24 protein-coding genes are annotated in these 23,441 nt (G+C 61.9%); 9 read left to right on the forward strand and 15 right to left on the reverse strand.

Going from position 1 to position 23,441, the window contains the following annotated elements:
* Positions 1-21 precede the first annotated feature (21 nt).
* The 10 genes from C8N43_RS16290 to C8N43_RS16335 all read right to left on the reverse strand — a co-directional run bounded on the left by C8N43_RS16290 (position 22) and on the right by C8N43_RS16335 (position 8,759).
* On the reverse strand, positions 22-711 hold the full coding sequence (locus C8N43_RS16290; protein WP_107846810.1) for a c-type cytochrome: 690 nt from the start codon (positions 709-711) through the stop codon (positions 22-24).
* Between the two features lie 6 nt (positions 712-717).
* Positions 718-2,049, reverse strand: coding sequence for a c-type cytochrome (locus C8N43_RS16295; RefSeq protein ID WP_107846811.1), 1,332 nt, complete (start codon positions 2,047-2,049; stop codon positions 718-720).
* Complete coding sequence (gene soxC / locus C8N43_RS16300) at positions 2,033-3,295, reverse strand: sulfite dehydrogenase (RefSeq protein ID WP_107846812.1); 1,263 nt, start codon at positions 3,293-3,295, stop codon at positions 2,033-2,035. The genes C8N43_RS16295 and soxC overlap by 17 nt, the downstream gene beginning before the upstream one ends.
* Positions 3,296-3,316: 21 nt before the next feature.
* The gene (gene soxB, locus C8N43_RS16305) at positions 3,317-5,014 is read right to left on the reverse strand and encodes a thiosulfohydrolase SoxB (protein ID WP_107846813.1); all 1,698 of its coding nucleotides are present in this window, start codon (positions 5,012-5,014) and stop codon (positions 3,317-3,319) included.
* Between the two features lie 93 nt (positions 5,015-5,107).
* Positions 5,108-5,941, reverse strand: coding sequence for a sulfur oxidation c-type cytochrome SoxA (soxA, locus tag C8N43_RS16310; RefSeq protein WP_107846814.1), 834 nt, complete (start codon positions 5,939-5,941; stop codon positions 5,108-5,110).
* A 32-nt stretch (positions 5,942-5,973) separates the two neighbouring features.
* Entirely contained in the window at positions 5,974-6,303 is a 330-nt protein-coding gene (gene soxZ / locus C8N43_RS16315) for a thiosulfate oxidation carrier complex protein SoxZ (protein ID WP_107846815.1), read from the reverse strand.
* Positions 6,304-6,364: 61 nt separating this feature from the next.
* Positions 6,365-6,787, reverse strand: a complete 423-nt coding sequence (gene soxY / locus C8N43_RS16320; protein WP_107847314.1) for a thiosulfate oxidation carrier protein SoxY — start codon at positions 6,785-6,787, stop codon at positions 6,365-6,367.
* A gap of 23 nt (positions 6,788-6,810) precedes the next feature.
* The gene (soxX, locus tag C8N43_RS16325) at positions 6,811-7,287 is read right to left on the reverse strand and encodes a sulfur oxidation c-type cytochrome SoxX (protein ID WP_107846816.1); all 477 of its coding nucleotides are present in this window, start codon (positions 7,285-7,287) and stop codon (positions 6,811-6,813) included.
* 151 nt (positions 7,288-7,438) lie between these two features.
* Positions 7,439-7,999 carry a thioredoxin family protein gene (locus C8N43_RS16330; RefSeq protein WP_107846817.1) on the reverse strand — a complete coding sequence of 187 codons (561 nt, stop codon included), beginning with the start codon at positions 7,997-7,999 and terminating at the stop codon, positions 7,439-7,441.
* A 19-nt stretch (positions 8,000-8,018) separates the two neighbouring features.
* Positions 8,019-8,759, reverse strand: coding sequence for a cytochrome c biogenesis CcdA family protein (locus C8N43_RS16335; protein WP_107846818.1), 741 nt, complete (start codon positions 8,757-8,759; stop codon positions 8,019-8,021).
* 79 nt (positions 8,760-8,838) lie between these two features.
* Between C8N43_RS16335 and C8N43_RS16340 the strand changes: the two genes are divergently transcribed.
* From C8N43_RS16340 to C8N43_RS16365, 6 genes are all read left to right on the forward strand, one after another.
* Entirely contained in the window at positions 8,839-9,207 is a 369-nt protein-coding gene (locus C8N43_RS16340) for a thioredoxin domain-containing protein (RefSeq protein WP_107846819.1), read from the forward strand.
* An 18-nt stretch (positions 9,208-9,225) separates the two neighbouring features.
* The gene (locus C8N43_RS16345; RefSeq protein WP_245913060.1) at positions 9,226-9,597 is read left to right on the forward strand and encodes an ArsR/SmtB family transcription factor; all 372 of its coding nucleotides are present in this window, start codon (positions 9,226-9,228) and stop codon (positions 9,595-9,597) included.
* A gap of 38 nt (positions 9,598-9,635) precedes the next feature.
* The gene (locus C8N43_RS16350; protein ID WP_107846820.1) at positions 9,636-10,688 is read left to right on the forward strand and encodes a YeeE/YedE family protein; all 1,053 of its coding nucleotides are present in this window, start codon (positions 9,636-9,638) and stop codon (positions 10,686-10,688) included.
* Positions 10,689-11,122: 434 nt separating this feature from the next.
* Positions 11,123-12,133, forward strand: coding sequence for a succinylglutamate desuccinylase/aspartoacylase family protein (locus tag C8N43_RS16355; protein ID WP_107846821.1), 1,011 nt, complete (start codon positions 11,123-11,125; stop codon positions 12,131-12,133).
* Positions 12,134-12,273: 140 nt separating this feature from the next.
* Positions 12,274-13,260: a TIM barrel protein gene (locus tag C8N43_RS16360; RefSeq protein ID WP_107846822.1), complete on the forward strand. Its 987-nt coding sequence runs from the start codon at positions 12,274-12,276 to the stop codon at positions 13,258-13,260.
* Positions 13,257-14,165, forward strand: a complete 909-nt coding sequence (locus C8N43_RS16365) for a PfkB family carbohydrate kinase (protein WP_107846823.1) — start codon at positions 13,257-13,259, stop codon at positions 14,163-14,165. Before C8N43_RS16360 ends, C8N43_RS16365 begins: the two co-directional genes overlap by 4 nt.
* Before the next feature lie 9 nt (positions 14,166-14,174).
* Here the strand turns inward: C8N43_RS16365 and C8N43_RS16370 are convergent, their stop codons facing one another.
* Both C8N43_RS16370 and C8N43_RS16375 read right to left on the reverse strand, forming a co-directional pair.
* Positions 14,175-15,017: an amidohydrolase family protein gene (locus C8N43_RS16370; RefSeq protein ID WP_245913061.1), complete on the reverse strand. Its 843-nt coding sequence runs from the start codon at positions 15,015-15,017 to the stop codon at positions 14,175-14,177.
* Complete coding sequence (locus tag C8N43_RS16375; protein ID WP_107846825.1) at positions 15,014-16,039, reverse strand: aldo/keto reductase; 1,026 nt, start codon at positions 16,037-16,039, stop codon at positions 15,014-15,016. Before C8N43_RS16375 ends, C8N43_RS16370 begins: the two co-directional genes overlap by 4 nt.
* A 101-nt stretch (positions 16,040-16,140) precedes the next feature.
* On the opposite strand from C8N43_RS16375, the gene C8N43_RS16380 reads away from it, so the two are divergent.
* The 3 genes from C8N43_RS16380 to C8N43_RS16390 are packed head-to-tail and all read left to right on the forward strand — an operon-like array spanning position 16,141 to position 19,507.
* Positions 16,141-16,944 (forward strand): BtpA/SgcQ family protein, encoded by an 804-nt coding sequence (locus tag C8N43_RS16380; RefSeq protein WP_107846826.1) that lies wholly within the window; start codon positions 16,141-16,143, stop codon positions 16,942-16,944.
* A complete protein-coding gene (locus C8N43_RS16385; protein WP_107846827.1) occupies positions 16,941-18,023 on the forward strand; it encodes a M42 family metallopeptidase in 1,083 nt (360 codons plus the stop codon). The genes C8N43_RS16380 and C8N43_RS16385 overlap by 4 nt, the downstream gene beginning before the upstream one ends.
* A complete protein-coding gene (locus tag C8N43_RS16390; protein ID WP_107846828.1) occupies positions 18,020-19,507 on the forward strand; it encodes an FGGY-family carbohydrate kinase in 1,488 nt (495 codons plus the stop codon). Before C8N43_RS16385 ends, C8N43_RS16390 begins: the two co-directional genes overlap by 4 nt.
* A 5-nt stretch (positions 19,508-19,512) precedes the next feature.
* Here the strand turns inward: C8N43_RS16390 and C8N43_RS16395 are convergent, their stop codons facing one another.
* The 3 genes from C8N43_RS16395 to C8N43_RS16405 form a co-directional block, all read right to left on the reverse strand.
* Positions 19,513-20,448, reverse strand: coding sequence for a carbohydrate ABC transporter permease (locus C8N43_RS16395; protein ID WP_245913062.1), 936 nt, complete (start codon positions 20,446-20,448; stop codon positions 19,513-19,515).
* Positions 20,445-21,548 (reverse strand): carbohydrate ABC transporter permease, encoded by a 1,104-nt coding sequence (locus tag C8N43_RS16400; RefSeq protein ID WP_107846829.1) that lies wholly within the window; start codon positions 21,546-21,548, stop codon positions 20,445-20,447. The genes C8N43_RS16395 and C8N43_RS16400 overlap by 4 nt, the downstream gene beginning before the upstream one ends.
* A gap of 122 nt (positions 21,549-21,670) precedes the next feature.
* On the reverse strand, positions 21,671-23,266 hold the full coding sequence (locus C8N43_RS16405) for an extracellular solute-binding protein (RefSeq protein ID WP_245913063.1): 1,596 nt from the start codon (positions 23,264-23,266) through the stop codon (positions 21,671-21,673).
* Between the last annotated feature and the right edge of the window lie 175 nt (positions 23,267-23,441).

Raw genomic sequence — 23,441 nt, forward strand, 5'->3', positions numbered from 1 at the left:
ATTCTCCTCCCAAATGTGGCCTCAGTTTTCGAGGCTCTTAAAATACGCCGCCAAGGCAGCGATTTCGTCATTGGCCAGACGGCCAGTGATCATTTGCATCACGGGATTGTCGCGATGCTTTTCGCGGTAGGCATGTATGGCCGTGACAAAATCAGCGGTCTCCCACCCGGTGATCCCGGGGATACCGTCATTGTCGCCATCGGGTCGGTGGCATGTCGTACATTCCGAGGCGAGGTATTCGCCGTATTCCATGTCGCCTTCGAGCGCGAGCACCTCAGCGGACACGGTAAACCCTTCGTCCACCTGTGCGGCCATGCTGCCCCCCGAGAACGTCGCAAGGTAGGCGATCAGATCGATCCGGTCCTCTGCGCTTTTCAGCCCCCTGAAGGTCATCTTGGTCTTCGGGATCATCGCCTTCGGCGTCTCGAGGAACACGGCCAGCGTGTCCGGCGTCCAGTGCAACCCATCTTCGGCGGCTTTTTTCAGCGCCGTGGAATACTGGAAATCAGCGACCGAGGCCGCGCGCGCCGCCATGATGTTGTTGAGCGGCGGGCCCACACGATTACGCGCATCCGCCCCGATCATATGGCAACTTGCGCATTTCTTGAAGACCTGCCGCCCGCGCTCCGGGTCCCCAACAGAGTCAGCCGCCACGCCCATGGCAACCATGGACGCAGCGACCGACAGGGAGAACTTCAAGAGGTATCGCATGGACGCCTACTCACCGGCAGATTTCAGATATTCCGTGATGGCGACGATATCGGCGTCTTTCTTGAGACCCGAGAACGCCATCTTGGTGCCCTTCATGTAGGATTTCGGCCTTGCCAGAAACTCCGCCAGCGCGGCCTCGTCCCAAACGCGGTCCTCTTCCATCGCAGCCGTGAACACCTTGGAGTAATTGAAGCCATCCGCCGATCCCATGGTCCGGCCGATCAGGCCATTGAGCTGCGGTCCCGACTTGTTTGTGGCACCCGCGCCGACCTGATGGCAGGCCTTGCACTTCTTGAAGACCTTTTCACCGGCCGCGACCAATTCGCCGCCCCCGTCCGCCGCAACTGCGGCAACCGGTTCTTCAACGTCAGGCTCCCCGCTTGCCTCCTCCTGCGGTTTGACGGCGGCGGCGGGAATGAAGGACGGACCTTCGGCCGAGAAGGTCGGCAGCCCGTCCGTGGTCGCGTGGTTCATCACGGAATTCGAGCCCCCCTCAGGCGGTGTCTCCACCAGGAAGACCGAACGCATCGTAATCTCGACCTCGTCCTTGCAGTTTTCCATGCACGGCTCGGCCCGCCACTGCGCGTATTCAAGCTCCGGGCGGTCATCGAGGACGAAGCCATCCTTGTTATACATCTCGAACTGGCCGAGATTCTCGTGGCTCAGCTCATAGTCGTCATCGATCAGATCGTTGGAATAGAGGATGTAGGCAACGATCGCGTAGGTCTCATCCGGCGTCAGCGTGCCGGCCTCGCCGAACGGCATGGAGCGGTAGATGTAGTCATAGGCGGTCGACAGGTAGGGCCAGTAAGAGCCGACCGTCTTGACCGGGTCCTCATCGGCCAGCGTATCGAAGCCACCGGCAAGAACGGGCCAGTTATCTACACCTTCGGCGAAATCGCCGTGGCAGGACGCGCATCTGTCAGCAAAGATCTCTTCACCATCATACGCGTTGCCGGACCCTTCGGGCAGGCCCCGCCCGTCGGGCAGAACATCCACGTCCCAGGCGGCAATCTCTTCGGGATGCGCGGCGCGACCGATCCCGAACCCGTCTTCGACGCTCGGTGCGGGCGCGGTCAAGTTCATGGCGCTGGCCATCCGCTCCTTCGCGGCGGCCTGAACTTTGGCGATCTGCAGCTCCAACGCGGCGGCGCGGTCTGCTTCGGCATTGGCCATTTCGCTGGCGGCAGCCGCGTTTGCCTCGACCTGGCCGACGCGCGCCTCGAGCAGTTCGATCTTGTCCGCGCCGTAGTCGCGCGACGCGATCCCGTATGCGAGGCCCACGGCCAGAGCGGTGCCGCCCAGGGCGGGAATGAAGATATTAGGAGACTTCGACATTCTCAGCGACCCCTTCTGCATTGACGTACCATGTCTGGATACAGTTGTTGTGATAGACGGAGTTCTCGCCGCGCTGCGCGCGCAGCTGGTCCTTGGTGGGTTGGACGTAGCCGGTCTCGTCCATCGCACGGGCCTGAAGCAGCATCGGCGCGCCATCCCAATTCGTATCGAGGTAGAAGCGCGTCAGCGCCTTGGTGTCGCCCTGCTTGCCAAGGCGCGCGGTCTCCCACGTGATGCCGCCATCCTTGGAGACATCGACCCGGGTGATCTGCCCGTGACCTGACCAGGCCAGACCGGAAATGACCAGCGGGCCGCGGCCATGCCGGATCGGCATCTGCGGGCTGGGCGAGGTGATGACGGATTTCGCATCCATCACCCACGTCCACTTACGGGCCGTGCCATCCTCGTAGACATCGGTATATTTGGAGGTCTCTTCGCGGCTTTCGACGGCGCGATCCACGACCTCGATCCGGCGCAGCCACTTCACCCACATGTTGCCTTCCCAGCCGGGCACCACAAGGCGCACGGGGTAGCCATGCTCCATGCGCAGCGCTTCGCCATTGGCCTTGAAGGCGACCAGAACGTCGTCGAGCGCCTTTTCCATCGGGATCGAGCGGCCATTGGAGGATGCATCGGCACCCTCGACATAGACCCACTTGTCCGGCGAGATGTCGGCGCCCGCCTCTTGCAGCAGCGTGCGCAGCGGCACGCCGGTATATTCCATGTTGTGGATCATGCCGTGGGTGAACTGCACCCCGTTGAGCTGCGCGCCGGCCCATTCCATGCCGGTGTTCGCGGCACATTCGCAGAAGTAGACGTGGTTTTCGCGCGGGAAGCGTTCGATATCCTCGTAAGTGAAGACCAGCGGCTTCTCCACGAGCCCGTTGATCATCAGCCGGAAGTCTTGCTTGCTCAGCTCGATCGCGCCGGAATGGTGCCGCTCAAACGCGCAGCCCTGCGGGGTGATCGTGCCGTCCAGCGCGTGGATCGGTGTGAAGTTGATCGACGAGATCGGCGAGGCGGTCAGCCATTCGACGTTGCGCCGCACCACGTGGGATTCGTAGCTGATCGGCAGGCCGTAGGGGGTCTCGTCGACACCGACCCCGGTGTAGGATGCCCAGTCCTGAAGCTCGGTGATCAGCGGGTCGGGCCCTTGTGCCGCAGCGGCCCCTGCGACGGATCCAGCGGCCATCGCGGCGCTGCCGCTCAAAAAGGCCCGGCGGGATGGTTTGAACATGTTATCCATGGATCAAAGTCTCCATTCTGCTCACACGCCGACGACGTCGACGCTGTTGTTGTCCTGCACCGTGACGGTGCCCAGCTTGCGGATGTGGCTTTCCACCACGTCCCAGATCTGCGGGCCTTCGGTCCCCTCGTTCACGCTGGCCCAGCCCGCGACCACGTAGGACCGCGAAGGATCAATCGCCTCGCCGGTGTTAAGGAGGGTCATGTTCGAAATCCGCTCGCCTTGCGGCTTCGAGACGTCGATGCGGTAGCCCAGCCCGCCGGTACGCACCATGTCGCCGCCCTGCTGGTAGTAGGGATCGGGATTAAAGATGTTGTCGGCGACGTCCTCGAGCACGACCTTGAGGAACTCGCCGGTGAACTCCGTCCGGTACGCCTGCCCGTAGCTCATCGAGGTGACGCCAAAGATATCCTCGCGTGTGATGTCCTGGCCGGGGATCAGCGACGGGCCCCAGCGCACGCCGGGGCTCAGCGCAATTTCCGCGTCGCGCTCACTGATCAGCGCATCGCAGATCACGTCATCCCACGTCCCGTTGAAATTGCCGCGGCGGTAGAGCGTGCTTTCGGTCTGGCCGATCACCTCGGCCATCTCGGCCTCGTAGGGTGCGCGTTGCGCGTCGATCAGGGCAGAGACTTCCGCATCCGGCGTGATTACGTCCGAGAAGATCGGGATCAGTTTCGTGCGATACCCCATCATCTGGCCATCGCGAATATCAAGGTCGATGCGGCTGACGAACTTCCCGTTAGAGCCGGACGGCACGATGATCGTCTGGCCGACGACGACGGGCTCCGGCAGGGCGTCATGGGTATGGCCCGACAGGATCACGTCGATGCCCGGCACGACGCTCGCCATCTTCTTATCGACGTCGAAGCCGTTGTGGCTCAGCACGACGACGCATTCCGCGCCGGCGGCGCGCACCTCTTCGACCATCGCGGCCATGTTTTCGTCCCGGATGCCGAAGGAGTATTCGGGGAACATCCAGCCCGGGTTCGCGATGGGCATATAGGGGAAAGCCTGACCGATGACGGCAATCTTGGTACCGCCCCGCTCGAACATCTTGTAGGGCGGGAACAGCTCTGCTGGCTCGTCCCATTCCGCGTCAAAGATGTTTTGACCTAGCGCCGCGAAGGGCAGCTGCTCCACCAGCTCGGCCACGCGGTCGCTGCCGAGCGTAAACTCCCAGTGGAAGGTCATCGCATCGGGCGCCAGCGCGTTCATGACGTTGACCATGTCCTGGGCTTGCGTCTTGTAGGTCGTATAGGAGCCGTGCCAGGTGTCCCCGCCATCCAGCAGGATCGCGTCCGGACGGTCCGCCCGGATCGCCTTGATCACGGTCGCGACCCGATCAAGCCCACCGACCCGGCCGTAGGCCTGCGCGAGGGAGGAGAAGTCGCCCGAGCTCAGCGCATAGTGGCTTGGGCTGCCATCGGCGATCCCATAGAAGTTGCGGAACTCGGCGCCGGTGATATGCGGCACCTTCCCCTTGTTCTCGCCCACGCCGATATTGACCGACGGTTCGCGGAAATAGAGCGGCTTCAACTGGCCGTGGATGTCTGTGATGTGGATCAGGGAGACATTGCCGAACGTGTCGAATTCCAGCAGCTGATCCTGGGTCAGGGATTGCTGGGCGGAGACACGCGCCCAATTGCCAAATCCGGAAACGCCGTAAATGGCAGAGGCCGCCATGCCGACCTGAAGAAAATCGCGACGCGAGATCATGTGATTACCGGCTCCCTAAGACATATGCGCATGTCTGAATATAAAAGAGGTGAAAAAAGCCCCATCGACGACGGGGCCTTTCCAAGAGTTTGCTTACTGACGGACCGCTGGGGTCTCGATATGCAGGCCGTTGGCGCGGCTTGCCACGTAGAGCTCCAGGGCGCGGAACTCATCCGAGCCTTCGGCGAACGTCTCCGCGCGCGTATCCCGGATACAGCCGCGGAAGCGGTTGTGGCGCGAGATCAGCTTGGCCTGCTTCAGACGATATGTCGGGAAGCCGTTGATCTGGCCCTGGCTCAGGTGGTCGGCCCGGATCATGCTGCCGTAGTTGTCCTCGTGGCAGCTCGCGCAGGACATCTCCAACTGGCCGTAGCGCGTGTAGTAGATGTCCTTGCCCTGCTCCCAGAACTCGGCGGCGTCCCCGTCAATCGCGACGTCCATCGGCATGCCGCGCGACTGAAGCCCGATCAGGGCGACCATCGCCTGCATGTCACCGCCAGACCATTTCCACGGCTCGGCGCCCATCGCCTCTTGGCGGTGGTTGTTGATCAGGTCTTCCATCACAACCAGCTTGCCATCGATCACCTTCGGCATGGAGGCATGCAGACCTGCGAACTCCTCCGGCCCGTTGGTGTGGCACGATGCGCAGGATTTGCCCTCGGTGCCATCGACCGTCTCGAACAGATCCAGCGCCTGGTCGACGAAGATCATCGCCGGGTTGTCGAAATCGTCGATCTGAAGCGCTTGCGTCTCCGGGGTCCGGAACCGCCAACCCGAGTAGATCGTGTCGAGGTTTTCCAGATGTTCCGGCGCCGCGGTCTCGGTCAGAAGCGTGGTGCCGTCAATCGTCAGGGTGTTGCTGTCCTGAGCGATTGCGGCCCCCGCAAAGGCCAGTGCTGCGATCCCGGTAATTGCTGCGATTTTCATTCTCGTCCCTCCCTGGCGAGCCTCACGTCTTCTTACGAGACGGTGATTTCTTTGCTTTCCGTGTAGACGTCGCCGTCATCGTCATACCATGTGAAGGTGAATTCACCGGTTTCCGGAACGACCGCCTCGAACTCGAAGAATGGGTTGGTCGAAATCGCGGGCTCGAGCGTCACGTCGATCACGTTTTGACCGTTAAAGTCAGCCGTGAAGCGGTTGATGATCGAGCGCGGAATGATGTTGCCATCGCTGTCCTTGCGCTGGCCGCTTTCCATCTTGTGGCTGATCAGCGTCTTGATGGTGATGGTTTCACCGGCGGCGGCTTTCTTCGGGACTTTGACCCGGGGTTTCACACCAGATGCCATGATGTCTCTCCTTTATCTGAGCTCTCGGCGCGCGGTGCGCGCGAGCGCCGTATTTCCTGGATCAGCCGCCGCAGCCGCCGATGGTCACTTTCACTTCGGTCTTGGCCATCTGGTACGAGCCGTCTTCCATCTTGGCCACCGCCACGACGTTTTGCGTCTTCGCCAGACGAATGCGGGTCGAGGCGCTGCGCGATGCGCTGAGCGGGCCGAAGTTGAAGGTCGCCACGCTCGGCACCGGATTGCCATCCGCATACAGCGTGATCTGCGTCGCGCCCGGCGCGCTGACCCCGATCGGAACGGTGTTACCGTTCTCGGCAATCTCGGGTGCGGTCAGAGTGATCGCGCCCTCGCCGATCTCCGCGCCGCCGGTCAGTGCCGCAATGGCTTCGTCCGTCAGGCTGGCAAATGCGGGCAGGCCCGTCAGGCTTGCGAAGGCAAGCGTGCCGGAGCCGAGTGCGAGAATTTTTCGCCGTGTCAGTTCCATGTTAAGCTCCATGTCTTGAAAGATTACTCTTCCTTGAGTGTCATCAGATAGGCGACCACGTCCTCGACCTCTTGGGCCGCAAGCAGGGGCTGCACCTCTGCGTCGCCATGTGCCTTGCCGGTGTATGCGTCACCCAGCCGGGTGAAGCCTTCGGTGCGGTAGAAGGACGGCATCATGCTGTCCTCGAACATCACCTTGGCGTTTGCGACGATGCCGCGAAGCTCCGCCTCGCTCCACCGATCGGCAACACCGTTCAGAGGCGGGCCAATCTCGCCGTGGAACGGCAGGTGGCTCAGGGCATCGACCTGATGGCAGGCGATGCAATTTCCCGCGCCCTTGTTCATGATCTCGGCGCCGTTCTGCGGATCCCCGGCGGTGCCGGACAGAGATGTTTCCACCGCGCCCTCGACGTAAACGACATCCGTGGGTTTCACGACCTCTGCCGTGGCGATTGTTCCGGCTAATGTGGCAGCCAGCCCCAGTCCCAATGCGTAATTCATGCGCCCTCCCTGCGTCGATTCCGTGCCTTGGCTATCTGCACACTACGGCACACAATCGAACTGACGCAACATCAAATTCAACTACATGAATTTTTTAATTCGTTCGCAGATGCAGCATATTTGATAGATTTATGTCGCAGGCGCAGCAATCTCAGCCCTTTTGTTCCTCGAACTTGCGCGCGTGGTACTTCTGGAACGGCTCATCGCCCTCGTAGCCCTTCTCGACGACCCAGCTCAGCATGTTGAGCGTGGTCCAGCGCCCGAACGCACCGGGCATGTTCGCCACCGCTGCCTGCGTGGCCGTCTTTTCGCCATCCACTTCTTCGGGGAAAAAGTAGATGCTCGGCGTGAAGAGCGCCCCCCAGCGCTTGACCATGTCCTTCTCCGGCAGCGTCGTTCCGTCGAAATCCGTCACCTCGACATCACCGAACATGTTGATCTGCACGACGAAGAAATTGTCTTCTATGTATTGCGCGATCTCGGGCACGACGAAGACCTCTTCGTGCATCTTCTTGCAGTAGATGCAGCCGCGCTGCTCGACGAGGACCATCAGCCGTTTGCCCTCCTCCGTGGCTTCGGCCAGATCCTCGCTCAGGTCCTTGAACGTATCACGCATCCAGGGCGCCTTGTGCAGCCCATCATCGCCGATCTCGGCCGCGCCAAGGCTCGTGGCACATAGAATTGCATACAGGGTCATCAGAAGTCGTTTCATGTCTCGTCCTCCCAGACTGTCAGCCGATGCTGCTGAACCACGGAATGGTTTCCAGCATCCATTGAGCGATGATGTTGATGGAATTGGTCGCGATGAGCACGCCAAAGGCAATGAGCAACAGGCCCATCAGTTTCTCGATCAGACCCAGATGGCGTCTGAACCGCGACATCCAGGACATAAAAGGACCGATGAACAGCGCCGCCGCGATGAACGGCAAGGTCATGCCCAGCCCGTAGGCGAACAGCAATACGGCCCCCTGCCCCGCGGTCTCTTGCCCGGCGGCGGTGAACAGGATGGCCGCCAGAACCGGCCCCACGCACGGGGTCCAGCCAAAGGCGAAGGCCAGACCGATCACATAGGCCCCAAGCAGGCTTACGTTGGATGTATCCCCGGCGTCCGCGCGCAACTGCCGGTACAGGATGCCGATGCGGATCACGCCCAGAAAATGCAGCCCCATGGCAATGATGATCGCCGCCGCGATCCAGCGCAGCACGTCAAAATATTCCCGGACCAGACTGCCGAAGGCGGTGGCGGTTGCGCCAAGTCCCATGAAGACCGTGATCACGCCCAGCGCGAAACAGCAGGCCGCGAGGAAGGCGCGCAGACGCACGGCGCGTGAGATCTCGGCCTCGGCAGAGATCTGGTTCATCCCCACGCCGGCAAGATAGCTCAGGTAGAACGGCACGATCGGCAGGATGCAGGGCGAGAGGAAAGAGAGAAGTCCGGCGGCCAACGCGCCCAGGAGCGTCACATCAAACATGGACCGACCGCCTCTTTCCTTGAGATATTCAAAAATTAGATTATGATGAAGTGACGGAACGCGTCAATGAGGGGATCATATGGCACTGCTCAGAGCACTCGCTGTCGTACTGGTCGGCATGCTGCCAGTGTCGGCACAAGCCGATCCCATCCTGCTCATGGCGGAAGAGGATGGCTGCGTCTGGTGCGCCCGCTGGAACGCAGAGATCGCGCATATCTATCCCAAGACCGCCGAAGGCCGCACCGCCCCGTTGCAACGCTACGACGTGCATGGTGAAGCGCCCGATGTCGTCTTCGTCAGCCGCGTGCGCTTTACCCCGACTTTCATTCTTGTCGAGGACGGCAAGGAGGTCGGTCGCATCGAAGGATATCCGGGCGAGGATTTTTTCTGGTCCGTGTTGACGATGATGTTTGAGAACGCAGATATTCCCTTGGATCAAGCGAGTTAACTCAATATGACGGTTCCCATGACAGCGAATGTTAACAGCGCGGCAGAGCCCGCATCGCGCCTGCCCGTGTTCGACAAGAATATGTGCGCCGACGACATGGAACGCATGATGGAGAACGCGCAGCGCGCCTCCAACTTCCTCAAGGCGATCAGCCATGAGGGGCGGCTGATGATCCTGTGTCACCTCGCCTCCGGCGAAAAGTCGGTCACCGAGCTTGAGGAACTGCTGTCAGCCCGGCAGGCCGCCGTCTCCCAGCAGCTCTCGCGCTTGCGCCTCGAAGGGCTGGTGACGCCCCGCCGCGACGGCAAGGCGATCTACTACAGCTTGACAGACGAGCGCCCGAAGCAAATCATGGAAGTCGTCTACGACCTGTTCTGCAGGGAAGACTGACCAGACGCCCAGCCAGCGTTTGGTTCGGGAGAGAACACATGCTGGAAATGCTCGGAGAAGCAAACGCGACGGCGCTCATCGGCCTGATGGGTGGGATTGCGCTTGGGCTTGCGGCCCGTATCGGACGGTTCTGCACCTTGGGCGCCATCGAAGATGTGCTCTACGGCGCCGATGATCGGCGCTTGCGAATGTGGGCGATTGCGATCGCCGTGTCGATCATCGGCACGCATATTGCCTTGTCCATGGGCACCTTCGACAGCGGCGGGACGGCTTATCTCGACCGGGTGTGGAACCCGATGGGCACGATCATCGGCGGCTTGCTGTTCGGATACGGCATGGCGCTGAGCGGCAATTGCGGCTACGGCGCGCTCGCGCGGCTCGGCGGCGGTGATCTTCGGTCTTTCGTCATCGTTCTCGTCATGGGGCTTTCCGCCTATTTCGTCATGTCGGGCCCCTTGGCGCATACCCGGGTCTGGCTGTTCCCCGTGGAAGAGAACGCCACGACCGCACAGGGGCTCACGCAAATGCTGGGAGGCGTCGGGATCTCACCGCTGACAACCGGTCTGGTGGTGGGCGGCGGATTGCTCGCCGCGGCATTGGCGAAATCAGAGATGCTGCGCTCAACGGGGCATATCTTCTGGGGGTGTGTCGTGGGGCTCGCCGTCGTCTCCGGCTGGCTTGGAACCTACTGGGTCGCAACCACTGGCTTTGACGCGGAGCCGATCGAGACCCACACCTTCGCCGCGCCCATTGGCGATACGATTTTCTACACGATGACGGCGTCGGGCAACGCCCTGTCGTTCAGCGTCGGCTCGGTCGTGGGCGTCGTGATAGGCGCGGCCCTTGGCTCTTATTCCAAGGGCCATTTCCGGTGGGAGGCCTGCGAAGATCCGCGCGAGCTGCGCCGACAAATTCTCGGCGCCGCGATCATGGGTCCCGGCGCGATCTTGGCTGTCGGGTGCAGCGTCGGTCAGGGAATCTCGGCCTTCTCCGTCTTGGCCTTCAGCGCGCCTGTCACCTTGGCCGCGATCTTCATAGGTGCCGCTTTTGGACTAAAGCAGCTCATCACCGGCTTCGCGCCTGCGCAGTAGCTTTGATGCGCATTCGCAGTGTCAGCACTAGACGGTGATAGGTTAGAGCCAATATTCGCCTGTCGGCACTCAACATACGCGGACACAGCTAAAGCTCTGAAACCTTCGCATTTCAAAAACCCCGATTGGAACAATGTACCATCGGAAAATTATTTACTTTCGGAAAACGGGGCAGAACCACGGGATTTGCAGACGACACAGACGAAAGTCTCTCCCCCGTGCGCTCAGGGCGAAAGCCGTGCAGATCAAAGCCAGTTGAGCCTACGGGATCGCGCGGGGTCGGACCATCCAGCCACCGTCTCGATACTCGAAAGTGAATGGCACACTTTGTCAGCAAAGGGCCAGATTGGACCGACAGCGTGAGTCAGGTCTTGCCACGAGCCAACACTGGAAAATCTTCGCTAGATCGGCATTGTTTGCGTCGGGAGAATTCCATGGCAGACACTTTGATCACTTCAGAAATCAACTTCGAAGCGGACGGTAAGCAGTCGGGCTATTTGCGTGTGCCGCACTCGGTCGACCGGTCTGCCTATGGGTGGCTGCCTGTCCCGATCACCGTCATTCGGAACGGGCAAGGACCAACTTTGGTCCTTTCGGCGGGGGTGCATGGGGACGAATACGAGGGCCAGATCGCAGTCAGTGAGTTGGCAAACAACTTGCAGGCCCGGGAGATTAGGGGGCGATTGATACTCCTTCCGATGTTAAACCTCCCTGCCGCGCAGGCGGGCCGCCGTGTCTCACCGATTGATGAGGGCAATCTGAACAGACTGTATCCGGGCGATCCCAAGGGAACCCCCACTGAGATGATTGCGCATTATCATGAAGAGGTCATCCTGCCGCTGGCCGATTACGCTGTCGAGCTTCATTCCGGTGGATCATCCCTGATCTATCCGGCAACGCTCTTGCGCGGCCCGGGACATACGCCCGAGGAGGAAGCGGGATTACAGACACTTACGGCAGCCTTCGATCTTCCCTATGCGTGGGTCTTCACAGGCGGCGGCGGCACGAAAAGCACCGCACGCACGGCAATGGGGGCCGCCAATCGCAAGGGCGTCGTCAATGTCATGGCGGAACTCGGCGGCGGAAATGCAGTGACGCCGGAGATTCTCGCCCAGACACGGCGGGGGCTGCGGCGTATCCTTCATGCGCTCGGGATGTTGCCTGATTACGTTCCTGATGCCCCGCGAGACACGCGCGCCCTACACGCCAAAGGGTTGATTTACGCCTATGAGCCCGGCCTGTTCGAGCCATTGAAAGAGATCGGAGAGCCTGTCGCAGAGGGCGAGATCGTGGCATCCATCCATCATCCAGAAACACCGGGTCGGCCCCCTGAAAAGGTGGCCTCGCCATTTGACGGCATGGTCCTTGCAAAGCGGGCAATGGCTCCGGTCAGGCGCGGCGACGCAATCTATCAGATCGCAGCACCCGTGTCGGAAGATGATTAGTGGCGCTCTGAACATAAGGCTTGCGTCCCGCGCCACAGATCAGCGTCGCCCGAACAGGCGTTTTTCACGCGCGGGCGCTTTGTTCTTGCTATTCCAGCGACACTGCGGCTCGCTGGGAGACAAGAAAACGAGGAATTCGCATGTCGACAGACTCTCGCCCGCGTTATGCGGCCCGTCTCAACGCGTTCAAGCGCGCCATACCAGCCAATGAGAAGGTCTCAATCCGCGGGATGATCGACGCCGCGGGCCGCTCTGGTGTGCTCGATGCGGCCGACCTGAACTATCCCGACCATTTCGAAGGCCAACTGACCCGCGACCTCTCCAAGATGCTGGAGGATGCGGGTTTGAGCCTCAACGGGTTGGCGATGCGGTACTACACCAATCCCGGATACGCGATTGGCGCGTTCACCAATCCCGACCCCGACGTGCGCCGCGCGGCCATCGACGAGACGAAGCGCGGGATAGATGCCGGGCGCGAGATGGGTGGCCGCCTCATGACGCTCTGGATGGGGCAAGACGGGTTCGATTACGCGTTTCAGGGCGACTACGCACGCATGTGGGATGACACGGTCGCGGCAATTGCCGAGGTCGCCGATCACGACCCCGAGGTCGATATCGCCATCGAGTACAAACCGAACGAACCCCGCGCCTATGCGCTTATGCCTGATGTGGGCACGACGCTGCTTGCGGTCCGGGAGGTTGATCGACCGAACCTTGGCGTGACGCTCGATTTCGCGCATGTCCTTTATGCCGACGAGATGCCTGCGCATACGGCGCATCTGATCGCGCGGCATTCCAGATTGCTGGGCGTCCACCTCAATGACGGATACGGCAAGCGGGACGATGGCCTTATGGCGGGAACCGTCCACGCTGCGGCCACCGTTGAGCTTTTTGTCGAGCTCGAGCGTCTCGGCTATGGCGGAGTGATCTATTTCGACACCTTCCCCGACCATTCCGGTCTCGATCCGTTGAAGGAGGCGCAGACCAACGTGGCGCTGGTCGAGCATCTTCGGGCCGTGGCGGCACGGCTGAAGGACAACGCGGCGCTCACAGATGCCATTGCGCGGCAGGATGCAACAGACAGCCAACGCATTATCGCGGCCGAGCTTTACGGGATCGGCAGGTGATCGACGTATTCGTTGCGGGGTCGCTGCATTGGGACGTCGTCGTCGACGCGCCCCGGCTGCCGCGGCTCGACGAGACGCTTATGGGCCGGTCGGTAGACTATCGGTTTGGCGGCAAGGGTGGAAATCAGGCTGTGGCCGCCGCCCGCATGGGCGCATCGGTCGCGATGGCGGGGCGCATCGGTCGCGATGCCTTCGGGCAACAGCTTCGCTTTGCGCTTGCGGCGGCGGGTGTGGATCACGCGCAGGTTCTGGAGTGCGACGACGCCTCCGGCATGAGCGTCGCGATCGTTGACGCGGCCGGGGATTATGGCGCCGTCGTCGTCTCAGCCGCGAACACTGCGCTGAACCCCGACGACATCCGGCTGCCCGATGGCCTGAAGGTCATGCTTTTGCAGAACGAGGTTCCAGAGGCCGTGAATCTGGCGCTCGCGAAGCGCGCCGGCGACGACACGCGGGTGCTTCTGAACGCCGCTCCTGCCCGCGCGCTGCCGGCGGCGTTGCTCGCGCGGGTTGATGTCCTGATCACCAACCGGATCGAGGCCGCAGCGCTCACGGGTGCGGACCGCGATGCGCTTGAGCCAGAAGCGGCGGCCAAGCAGCTTTGCGCCATGGGGCCGCAATCAGCGATCGTCACACTGGGTGCCGACGGGCTGGTTTGTGCCGATGCGAGTGGTGTCACGACACTGGCCGCCTGTAGGGTTGATACGGCGTCGTCCCACGGCGCAGGCGACATGTTCTGCGGCGCCCTTGCGTCGGAGCTCGCGCGCGGTGCCTCCCTTGCGAAGGCGGCAGAGTTCGGCAACGCCGCAGCGGCCTTGGCTGTGTCCATGGATGTCCACGCGCGGGTGGAGCTTACGCCTGACGCTGTTCGGCGGTTCATGGCGACAGCAGACAAGCCGCACTAGCTGGTCGCCTCAGTCCCCTGAAATTCTGTAAAATTCTGCCGCTGACTCTCCGAACACGCGGGCGCGCGCGGGAGCATCTAGATCTTCGGTCAGCGTTTGTGCCGCAGCAAGCCAGCGCTCGTATTCCCCGCTCAAACGGCAGACCGGCCAGTCTGACCCCCACATCACCCGGTCCGACCCGAACACGTCGAGCACGTGATGGGCATAGGGTTTGAGATCATCGACCGTCCACTCCGCACCAGCTTCAGTCATCAGACCTGACAGTTTGCAATACGCGCCGGTCTCTCGGGCGATCGCGGACATGCCATCCGCCCAAACCTGAAAACTCTCGCTCGTATGATTGGCGATGTCTGGTTTCATGCAATGATCTATCACAACACGCATGTCCGGGTAGCGGGTAAGGATCGTCAGAAAGTTCTTCAGATGGCGCGGGAAGCCCAGCGCGTCGAAGGTCACGCCAAGATCATTCACCGCGCGAAAGCCTGCCTGCACGTCATCGCGCAGCATCCAATCGTCATCGGGGATATCCTGGATCATCGGGCGGACCCCGGAAAAGGTCGGATGTCCCGCCAATCTCGCGAGCGTGTCCGCCACATCCGCCGCCTCGAAGTCGACCCAGCCGACGACCGCGCCGATGGTTTCGGTCGCGTCGGCGAGGCCAAGCATGTACTCGGTTTCCTCCACGGTCGCGGCCGCCTGGACCAGCACGGTGCGCTCTATGCCAGCGCGGTCCAGCGTTGCGGAGAGATCAGCGGGGCCATAGGTTCGCGACAGTGTCGGATCGTCCTTGGGCATCCACTCATAGTCGCCGCGGGCGGGCTGCCAATAGTGCTGGTGCGCGTCGATCTTCACGTCGGGGCGTCCTCGCGCAACAGGCCTTCTGCCCTCAGATCGGACCATAGGGCATCCGGGATATGCGCGTCCGCCGCCGCAACATTCGAGTGCATCTCGCTCAGGCCCTGCCCCCCCGGAATGACCGAGAGCACCGCCGAGTGGCGCAGCGGGAATTGAAACGCGGCATCGACCAGTCGCACGCCGTGCCGCTCGCAAACGCTTTCAATCTTCGCGACCCGATCCATCACGGACTGCGGCGCGGGATCGTAATTGTAGAACGCGCCCTCCTGCGCGCCGGTGGCGAGGATGCCGGAATTGTACGGCCCGCCGATGACCACACCGATGCCCCGCTTTACGCAAAGCGGCAGGAAGCTTTCCAGCGGCTCCTGCTCCAACAGCGTGTAGCGACCGGCCAAGAGGAAAATGTCGAAATCGCCGCGCTCTGTCAGCCATTGACAGGGCTGCCATTCGTTGACGCCCGCGCCGAAGGCGGCAATCGTTCCCTCCTCGCGCAGCCGCAGCAGAGCCTTGTAGCCCCCCTCCATCAGCTCGGCGAGCTTCGTGTCCAGAACAGCCTGGCTTCCATGATTGAAGGTATCGAGATCATGCGCATAAAGAATATCAATCCGATCAATTCCGAGCCGTTCCAGCGAGAATTCGACCGAACGCAACGTCGCGTCGTAGCCGTAGTCGTAGACCTCGTTTCTCGCCGGCACGTCAAACCATTTCCCGTGCCCATCGCGCGTCTCTTCCGTGGCGGCCTTCAGGAGGCGACCGATCTTGGTCGACAGGACATACTCGTCTCGTGGCTTGCCCCGGAGAAACCGGTTCAATCTGGTCTCTGCGAGACCCAGCCCGTAGAGCGGCGCGGTGTCGAAGTATCGAACCCCGGCGTCCCATGCCGCATCGAAGACGGCATCCGCCTCCTCTTCACTGATCGCGCGGTAGAGATTGCCCAGAGGCGCCGTGCCAAGCCCAAGCTCCGCGAAGGTCAATCCGCCGGTTCCGTGCCGATCCCAGACGCGTGTTTGTCGTGCCATGGCTGCCTCCCCTTCGCATCAAGCCTAGGGTAATTTCGCCTTGGGAGACAAGAATTTCCCCGCTACGATCCCTCAAATACAGGCGGTGGGGAGGCCGGGTGATGGCAACTTTTGAAAAGGTATTCGGGACGAAGAAGCCGATCATCGCGATGGTTCATCTCGGCGCGCTGCCGGGTGCCCCGCTTTATGATGCCGACGCCGGGATCGACGGAATCCTTGAAGCTGCCCGCGCCGATCTGGAAGCGCTTCAGGCGGCAGGCGTCGACGCGGTCATGTTCGGCAATGAAAACGACAGACCCTATGAGTTCGACGTCGACAAGGCATCGCTGGCCACGATGGCCGCCGTCATTGGCCGTCTGCGCGACGACATCACCGTTCCGTTCGGCGTCAATGTCCTGTGGGACCCGATGTCGACCATTGCGCTGGCGGCCGCTACGGGTGCCGCGTTCTGTCGCGAGATTTTTACCGGCACCTATGCGTCGGACATGGGGCCATGGACACCGGATGCGGGGGCGGCAATGCGGTACCGCGACCGGTTGCACCGGAGCGATTGCCTGATGCTCTACAACGTCTCGGCTGAATTTGCCGACAGCCTCGACCGTCGCCCGCTGGCCGACCGCGCGCGCAGTGCGGTGTTCTCGTCGATCCCGGATGCCGTGCTGGTCTCCGGCGCGATCACGGGTGAAGCGGCCCGGATGGAGGATCTGGAGGCCGTCAAGGCCGCCCTGCCCCACACTCCGGTTCTCGCCAACACGGGCGTGAAGCACGACACCGTCGCAGATGTTTTGGCGCTTGCGGATGGCTGTGTCGTCGGCTCCTCGCTGAAGGTTGACGGCGACACCTGGAACGCAGTCGACCCCGACCGCGCCAAGGACTTCATGGACCGCGCAAAGGCCGCGCGATGAGGGCGCTTCTGGAGCGACTGCTTGCCGTGCCCGGTCTGTCCGGCCACGAGGATCGAGTGCGCCGCGTGATTGCGGCAGAGTTGGAAGACCTGGGCTGTGCCCATGACACCGACCGCCTCGGCAATCTTTGGACCACCTTCGAGGGCACAGGCCCGTCGGTCATGTTGTTCACCCACATGGACCAGCTTGGCTTTGTCGTGCGCAAGATCGAGGCCGACGGCTTTCTGCGTCTGACCCGGCTGGGCGGTGTGCCTGAACGCGCACTGGCCAGCCAAGAGGTCCTGATCTGCGCGGCAGACAGTGATATTGTCGGCATCATCGCAAACAAGAGCCATCACGCCACGCCGCCCGAGGAGAAATACTCTGTGGTCCGCGTCGGCGATCTTTATGTTGATTGCGGCTTCGAGAGCGCGGAAGAGGCCGAGCGCGCGGGCGTTCGGATCGGATCGCCTGTGGTGTATGCCCCCAGCAGCGTGGCGATGGGCCCCCACCGCATCGCGGCACCCGCGCTTGACGACCGGGCCGGATGTGCGGTGCTTCTGGATGTGGCCCGTGCATTGGCCGCGCGCGAAAACGGCCCGACCGTGCACCTCGCTTTCACCACGCTTGAAGAGTTCAACCTGCGCGGCGCCCTTCCCCTCGCCGAACGGCTTAAACCCGACATGGCGATCCAGATTGATCTGATGCTCGCCACGGATACGCCGGATATGGCGGCCTTGGGCGACATGGTTCTCGGCGGCGGACCCGGCATGTCGCTCTATTCCTTCCACGGGCGCGGAACCCTGAACGGCGTGATCCCGCATCCCGCCATGGTCAGGCTTTTCGAAGACACGGCCGAAGCCGAAAACATCCCGCTTCAGCGTAGCGCACAAACCGGGGTGCTGACCGACCTGTCTTATGTGCAGTTGGTAGGCGGCGGCGTCGCGTCAATCGATATGGGCTTCCCGCTTCGATATTCGCATGCGTCCCGCGAGGTGGTGGATTTCCGCGATCTCGACGCGCTTAGCAGTCTTTTGCAAGCGGCCCTTGCGCGGGTGGGACCGGATTTCGATCTAAGCCGAGATGGAGCCTTGCGATGAGTTACACCCTTGGCGTCGATATCGGGACCTATTCGTCGAAAGGCGTCATCGTTGACCGGACGGGGCAGATCATCGCGGAGGCGCAGCGGCCCCACGAAATGATCGTGCCGCAGCCCGGGTGGGCAGAGCACCGCCCCGAGGAAGATTGGTGGGGCGACTTCGTCCATATCACCCGCAAACTTCTCGACAGCTCGAACATCGCGCCTACGGAGATTGCGGGCGTCGCGGTCAGTGCCATTGGCCCCTGCATGCTTCCGGTCGACGCCAGCGGTGCCCCCCTGATGAATGGCGTGCTCTACGGCGTCGACACACGCGCAAGCGCCGAAATAGCAGAGCTCGACGCCCGGATCGGGGCGGAGACGATCCTTGATCGATGCGGCAACGCGCTCACATCGCAATCGGTGGGGCCGAAGATCCTGTGGCTCAAACGCAATCGGCCCGAGATATTCGAGAAGACCGAAAAGATTCTGACATCGACCTCGTTTCTCGTGCACAGGTTGACGGGCGAATATGTGATCGATCACTACACCGCGGCCAATTTTTCGCCGCTCTACGACGTCGCACACTGCGACTGGACCGACGAATTGGCGGACAACATCATCGCCGTTTCGGCCTTACCGCGGCTGCTCTGGTCGACCGAGATCGCGGGCCATGTCACCGCCGCGGCGGCGGCGGCCACGGGATTGGCCGAAGGCACACCTGTCACCGCCGGAACAATCGACGCGGCGGCGGAAGCGGTCAGTGTCGGCACGCAGGACGCCGGGGACATGATGCTGATGATGGGATCGACGATCTTCATTATCCAGATCACCGCCGAGCGGGTGCGCGACCCGAGGCTCTGGTACGCCCCCTGGCTGACGCCGGGCAGCCATGCGTCGATGGCCGGGGCCGCGACTTCCGGAACGCTGACCCATTGGTTTCGCGATCGCTTCGCGCGGGAGCTGCCAAAGGACGACGCCTTCGCGACGCTGGCCTCTGAGGCAGAAGCAACACCGCCGGGGGCAAATGGCTTGCTGTTCTTGCCTTACTTCTCCGGCGAGCGCACACCGATCCACGACCCGCTCGCCAAGGGCGCGCTATTTGGCTTGAACCTGACCCATGGCCGCGGCGACATCTACCGCGCCGTGCTGGAAGGCGTTGCCATGGGCACAGCCCATGTCATCGACACGTTCCGCGACGCAGGAGCCGCGCCCGCCCGGGTGCTGGCGGTTGGCGGCGGGACGCAAAACGATGTCTGGCTCCAAGCGACGTCGGACATCAGCGGCCTGACGCAGATCGTCAGCGACAAAAGCATCGGGGCCTCCTACGGCGACGCCTTCCTTGCCGCGCAGGCCCTCGGGCTCGCCGCCCCAGACGACATAACAAATTGGAACCCGGCCAGCCGCGAGGTCGCGCCGGTGCGTCGCGAAGCCTACGCGCGGCAGTATCCGCTGTTCCTGAAGCTCTACGAGCAGACGAAGGAGATCGCCCACGCGCTTGGGTAAGATGACTACTTCACCGCCCCTGCGGCCATGCCCTTGATGATGAACCGCTCAAGGAAGACCCCGATCACGATCAGCGGCAGGATCGCCATGAAGGACAGCGCCGCCATCGACCACCAGGAGATGCCCTGCGATCCTGTCTGACTGGCCACCATCACAGGTAAGGTATTTGCGTGGGTCGAGGTCAGAAGGGCCGCGAAGAAATACTCGTTCCAGGTCAGAACGAGGCTCAGGATGAAGGCTGCGACCATTCCCGGCAGCGCGATGGGTACGACGATCGTCAAGAACGCGCCCCAAACCGACAGCCCGTCGACCAGGGCCGCTTCCTCCAGCTCTGCGGGGATCGAGCCGAACTGGTCACGCATGATCCAGATGACGATGGGCAGCACCGTCAGGGTGTAGAGAAGGATAAGTCCGATCCGCGTGTCGAGAAGCGCCACCTCCTTATAAAGCACGAGGAATGGCAGGGCGAGCACCACGGGCGGCAGGATCAATTGGCTCAGGAAGAAGAACAGGATGTCGCCATTCTTCATGAAGCCGAACTTGTAGCTGAACCGGCTGAGACCATAGGCGGCCATGCTGCCCAAAATCAGCGCGAGCAGCGAGGAGCACACCGCGACGATGGTCGAATTCCAGAACCGTTTGAGGAATTCTTCACGGACAGTTGACTCGTTTCCGATGGTTTCGGGCGACAGGCCCAGCGAGCGGAAGCCAAGCCATTTCGGATCGTAGTCGACCCATGGCACCATGTTGCCCCGCATGACATCCGGCGCGGCCTTGAAGCTGGTTGTGATCGTCCAGTAGATCGGGAACAGGCAGATGAACGCCCACAAGATCAAGATGCCGTAGATCAGCAGACGGCTCGACCACCATCCGGCGCGAAAGCCTTTATCGGCCTCGCTGTCGTGAAATATCTGCGTCTTGGAGTCGGTCGTATCGGTCAATATCTTGGCCTCATCCAGCGATCCGCAAGCTTCATCACGATGGTCATCGCGATCACGATGACGACGAGATAGACGATGGCCAGAAGCGTGCCGTAGCCCACGTTGGAGCGATCCCGGTATTCGCGGAAGATAAAGGACGTGACGCTATCGGTGGCACCGCCCGGCCCGCCCGAGGTGACGTTGATGATGATGTCAGCGAGCTTAAGCTTGAATATGATGCGGATCAGGATCGCGGTGATCGAGACGGGCAGCATCAGCGGGAACGTGATCTCCCAGAAGCGCCGCCAGGGCGAGGCCCCATCGACTTCAGCCGCTTCACGAAGCTCGCGCGGAATGGCCTGAAGACCGGCGAGGATCATGATCATCATGAACGGGATGAACGTCCACGCATCCATCGCCATGATCCAGAAGCGCGCCAATTCGGCAGAGCCGAAGAAGCTGGGGCTGTCCCAGCCCAAATTGCGCAAAAGGCGCGAGACCGGACCGAAGCGGATCTCCAGCATCGACTTGCCGATCATCCAACTGACCGCAACAGGGCTCAGCATCAGCGGAAGCAGAAAGGCGACCCGGAAGAACTTGCGACCGCGGATTTGTGAATTGAGCATCAGTGCGAGGCCAAAGGCGATGGCGTATTCGACGATGATGGCTAGGCAGTACCAGACCATGTTGGTCATCGCGTTCCAGTAGAACGGATCGCCCCACATCTGGCGCACATTGTCGAGACCGTTGAACTGTCGCCCGTCCGGGCTGGAGAGGTTCCAATCGGAAAACGCGATGCCCAGCGCAAAGATCAGCGGGAAGATCACCATCGAGACGACGAAGATCGCCGCCGGGACCACAAAAAGCCGCCTTTTGCCCTGCTCCCCGTGGACCAGCACCTGCGCCCAGCAGAACGCGACGATCCAGGTGCAGTAAGCGTAGAGCGTCGGGCGCCAACTCTCAAACCCGAGGTCTATGGCACCACGGTGATCCAAGACTTGCAGAATAGCGACGAGGATCGTCAGAGCCGCCGTTACCCACACGATCAGACGCCCGAACTGCCGGCGCCCGTCCGAGATGTCGTCACGCGTGACAACATGGAGATACTCGCCCTCACTCATGTGTGGAGTGTGTCCCGTTACCCATTGATGCTCAAGAAAAAAGCGTGGCTGCCATTGCGGCGCAATCTAGCTCGCGCCTTTCGGTCAGGTTGGCCGCGCGCTTGCACGCGCGGCCATCCGTTTCATAGCCCCAGCGACGCCTTGTAAAGCGCGATCTGGCTGTCACGACCGATCTGGTCGGTGATCTCTTCCCAGGCGGCCGCGATTGCGTCTGCGGTTTCCTGCGCAGAGCCATATTGACCGGCAAAGCCCTTGGCCAACTCATCCTCGGCGACCGAGTAGTACTGGAAGATGCCCGGAATGCGCGGCTCGATGGCGGCGTTGGGGTGGTTGTAGCTGTCCGCGTTGGAGCCGAGATAGTCCTCGACATAGGCACGGTCGTAGCCTGCGGCCTCCCACTCTTGGAACTGGAAGTGCGAATTGCGATAGGGCTGGAAGCCCGACGGATAGGCCGACGTCCAAAGCGACAGGTCCTTGCCGCCCAGATGCGCTGCCGCGGACCACGCCGCCTTGCGCTTCTTCTCGTCGCCCGAGACGCGGTTGGTGACGTAGACGCCCCAGCCAATGTAGGCCATCTGCGGAGCTTCGTTCATCTCCTCCTCCCAGGCACCGGCGGCCGCGTTGTAGCGCCGCTCCGAGGCCGGGTTGATCCCGAAGCCGACGACGTCGCCCACAACCGAGGTGTCGGACGTCCGTGCGGACGAGCCCACATCGCCCCACCACATCAGCATCGAGCCGGTTCCCGCAAGGAACTGCTGGAACGCCGTCGTGCCCGGGTCCGCGTTGATCTGGTCGGTCGGGTAGGCATCTGCCTCGATCAGGTCGAGTACATCCTGGATGGCCTGCACGAAGCCCGGGTTGTTGACGCGCGGCTTCATGGTGTCCGGGTCGAACAGCCAGGCCGGATCATCCGGGTGCTTGGCGTAGGCCGCGGCACGGTTGAGAATGAAGTACATCCCGAAGCCACCCCAGCCCTTGAGCGGGTCAAGATACCCATGCGCCGGCAGGCCGGTCAGCGGGTCTTCCTTTCCGACAAGATCCTTCGTCACCTGATTGATCTGCTGCCATGTGCGCGGCACCTCGGCGCCACCGATGCCGCCGTCACCGAAATAGTCGGTCCGGTACGCGAAGGTGTGGCAGTCGCCATCGATCGTGATCCGGTAAGTCTTGCCATCCCATGTGCCGACCGGCTCTTTGAGGTAGTCGACAAGATCATCGGCCTCGATCTGCTCCTTAACCCATTCGGGCATCTCGTCGAGCAGGCCCTTGCCCGCGGTGTCACCCTCAAACGGTGCACCCATCTCGATGATGTCGAAATCAACGGTTCCGGTGGCAATCGCCTGCTGCAGACGCGGGTTGTAGTCGGCCTGCGCCAGATCGATCCAGTTGATCTTCGCGCCCGTGTAGGCCTCCCATGGCTTGAGGAAACCGCGAAACAGGAAGTTATGCAGGTTCTGGTTGTTGAGCCCCATGAAGGTCAGCTCGATCCCGTCGAACTCGCCTTCCTGCACACGCTCTTTGGTGGGCCCGAGGGTCAGTTCCCCAACCTTCTGCCAATCGGCATCCGTAGGCGAGCCTTGGCCGACGCCCGGAATGGAAAGAAGCTCCGCACGCAGGTTGGAATGGGCATCCGCCAAAACCGCCATTGGGATCGCACCGCTGGCGGCTGCCATGGCGCCGACACTCGCGGCCCCCTTCAGCAGTTTGCGACGGCTCATCTTATGGCGTGCCATCAACGCATTGTAATGTTCAACTTTCACTTAAATTTCTCCTCCCAAGAAGACGACGCAGTGTCGTCCCAAACCATCGGCGGACCGCAGCAAAAGTGGGATTGGGCTTTGCCTCTGTGCCCCCACGCAGCGCTCCCCGGTCTGCTCAGTGTTTCAGTGGAAC

The sequence above is a fragment of the Litoreibacter ponti genome, assembly GCF_003054285.1.
GTDB classification, from domain to species: domain Bacteria; phylum Pseudomonadota; class Alphaproteobacteria; order Rhodobacterales; family Rhodobacteraceae; genus Litoreibacter; species Litoreibacter ponti.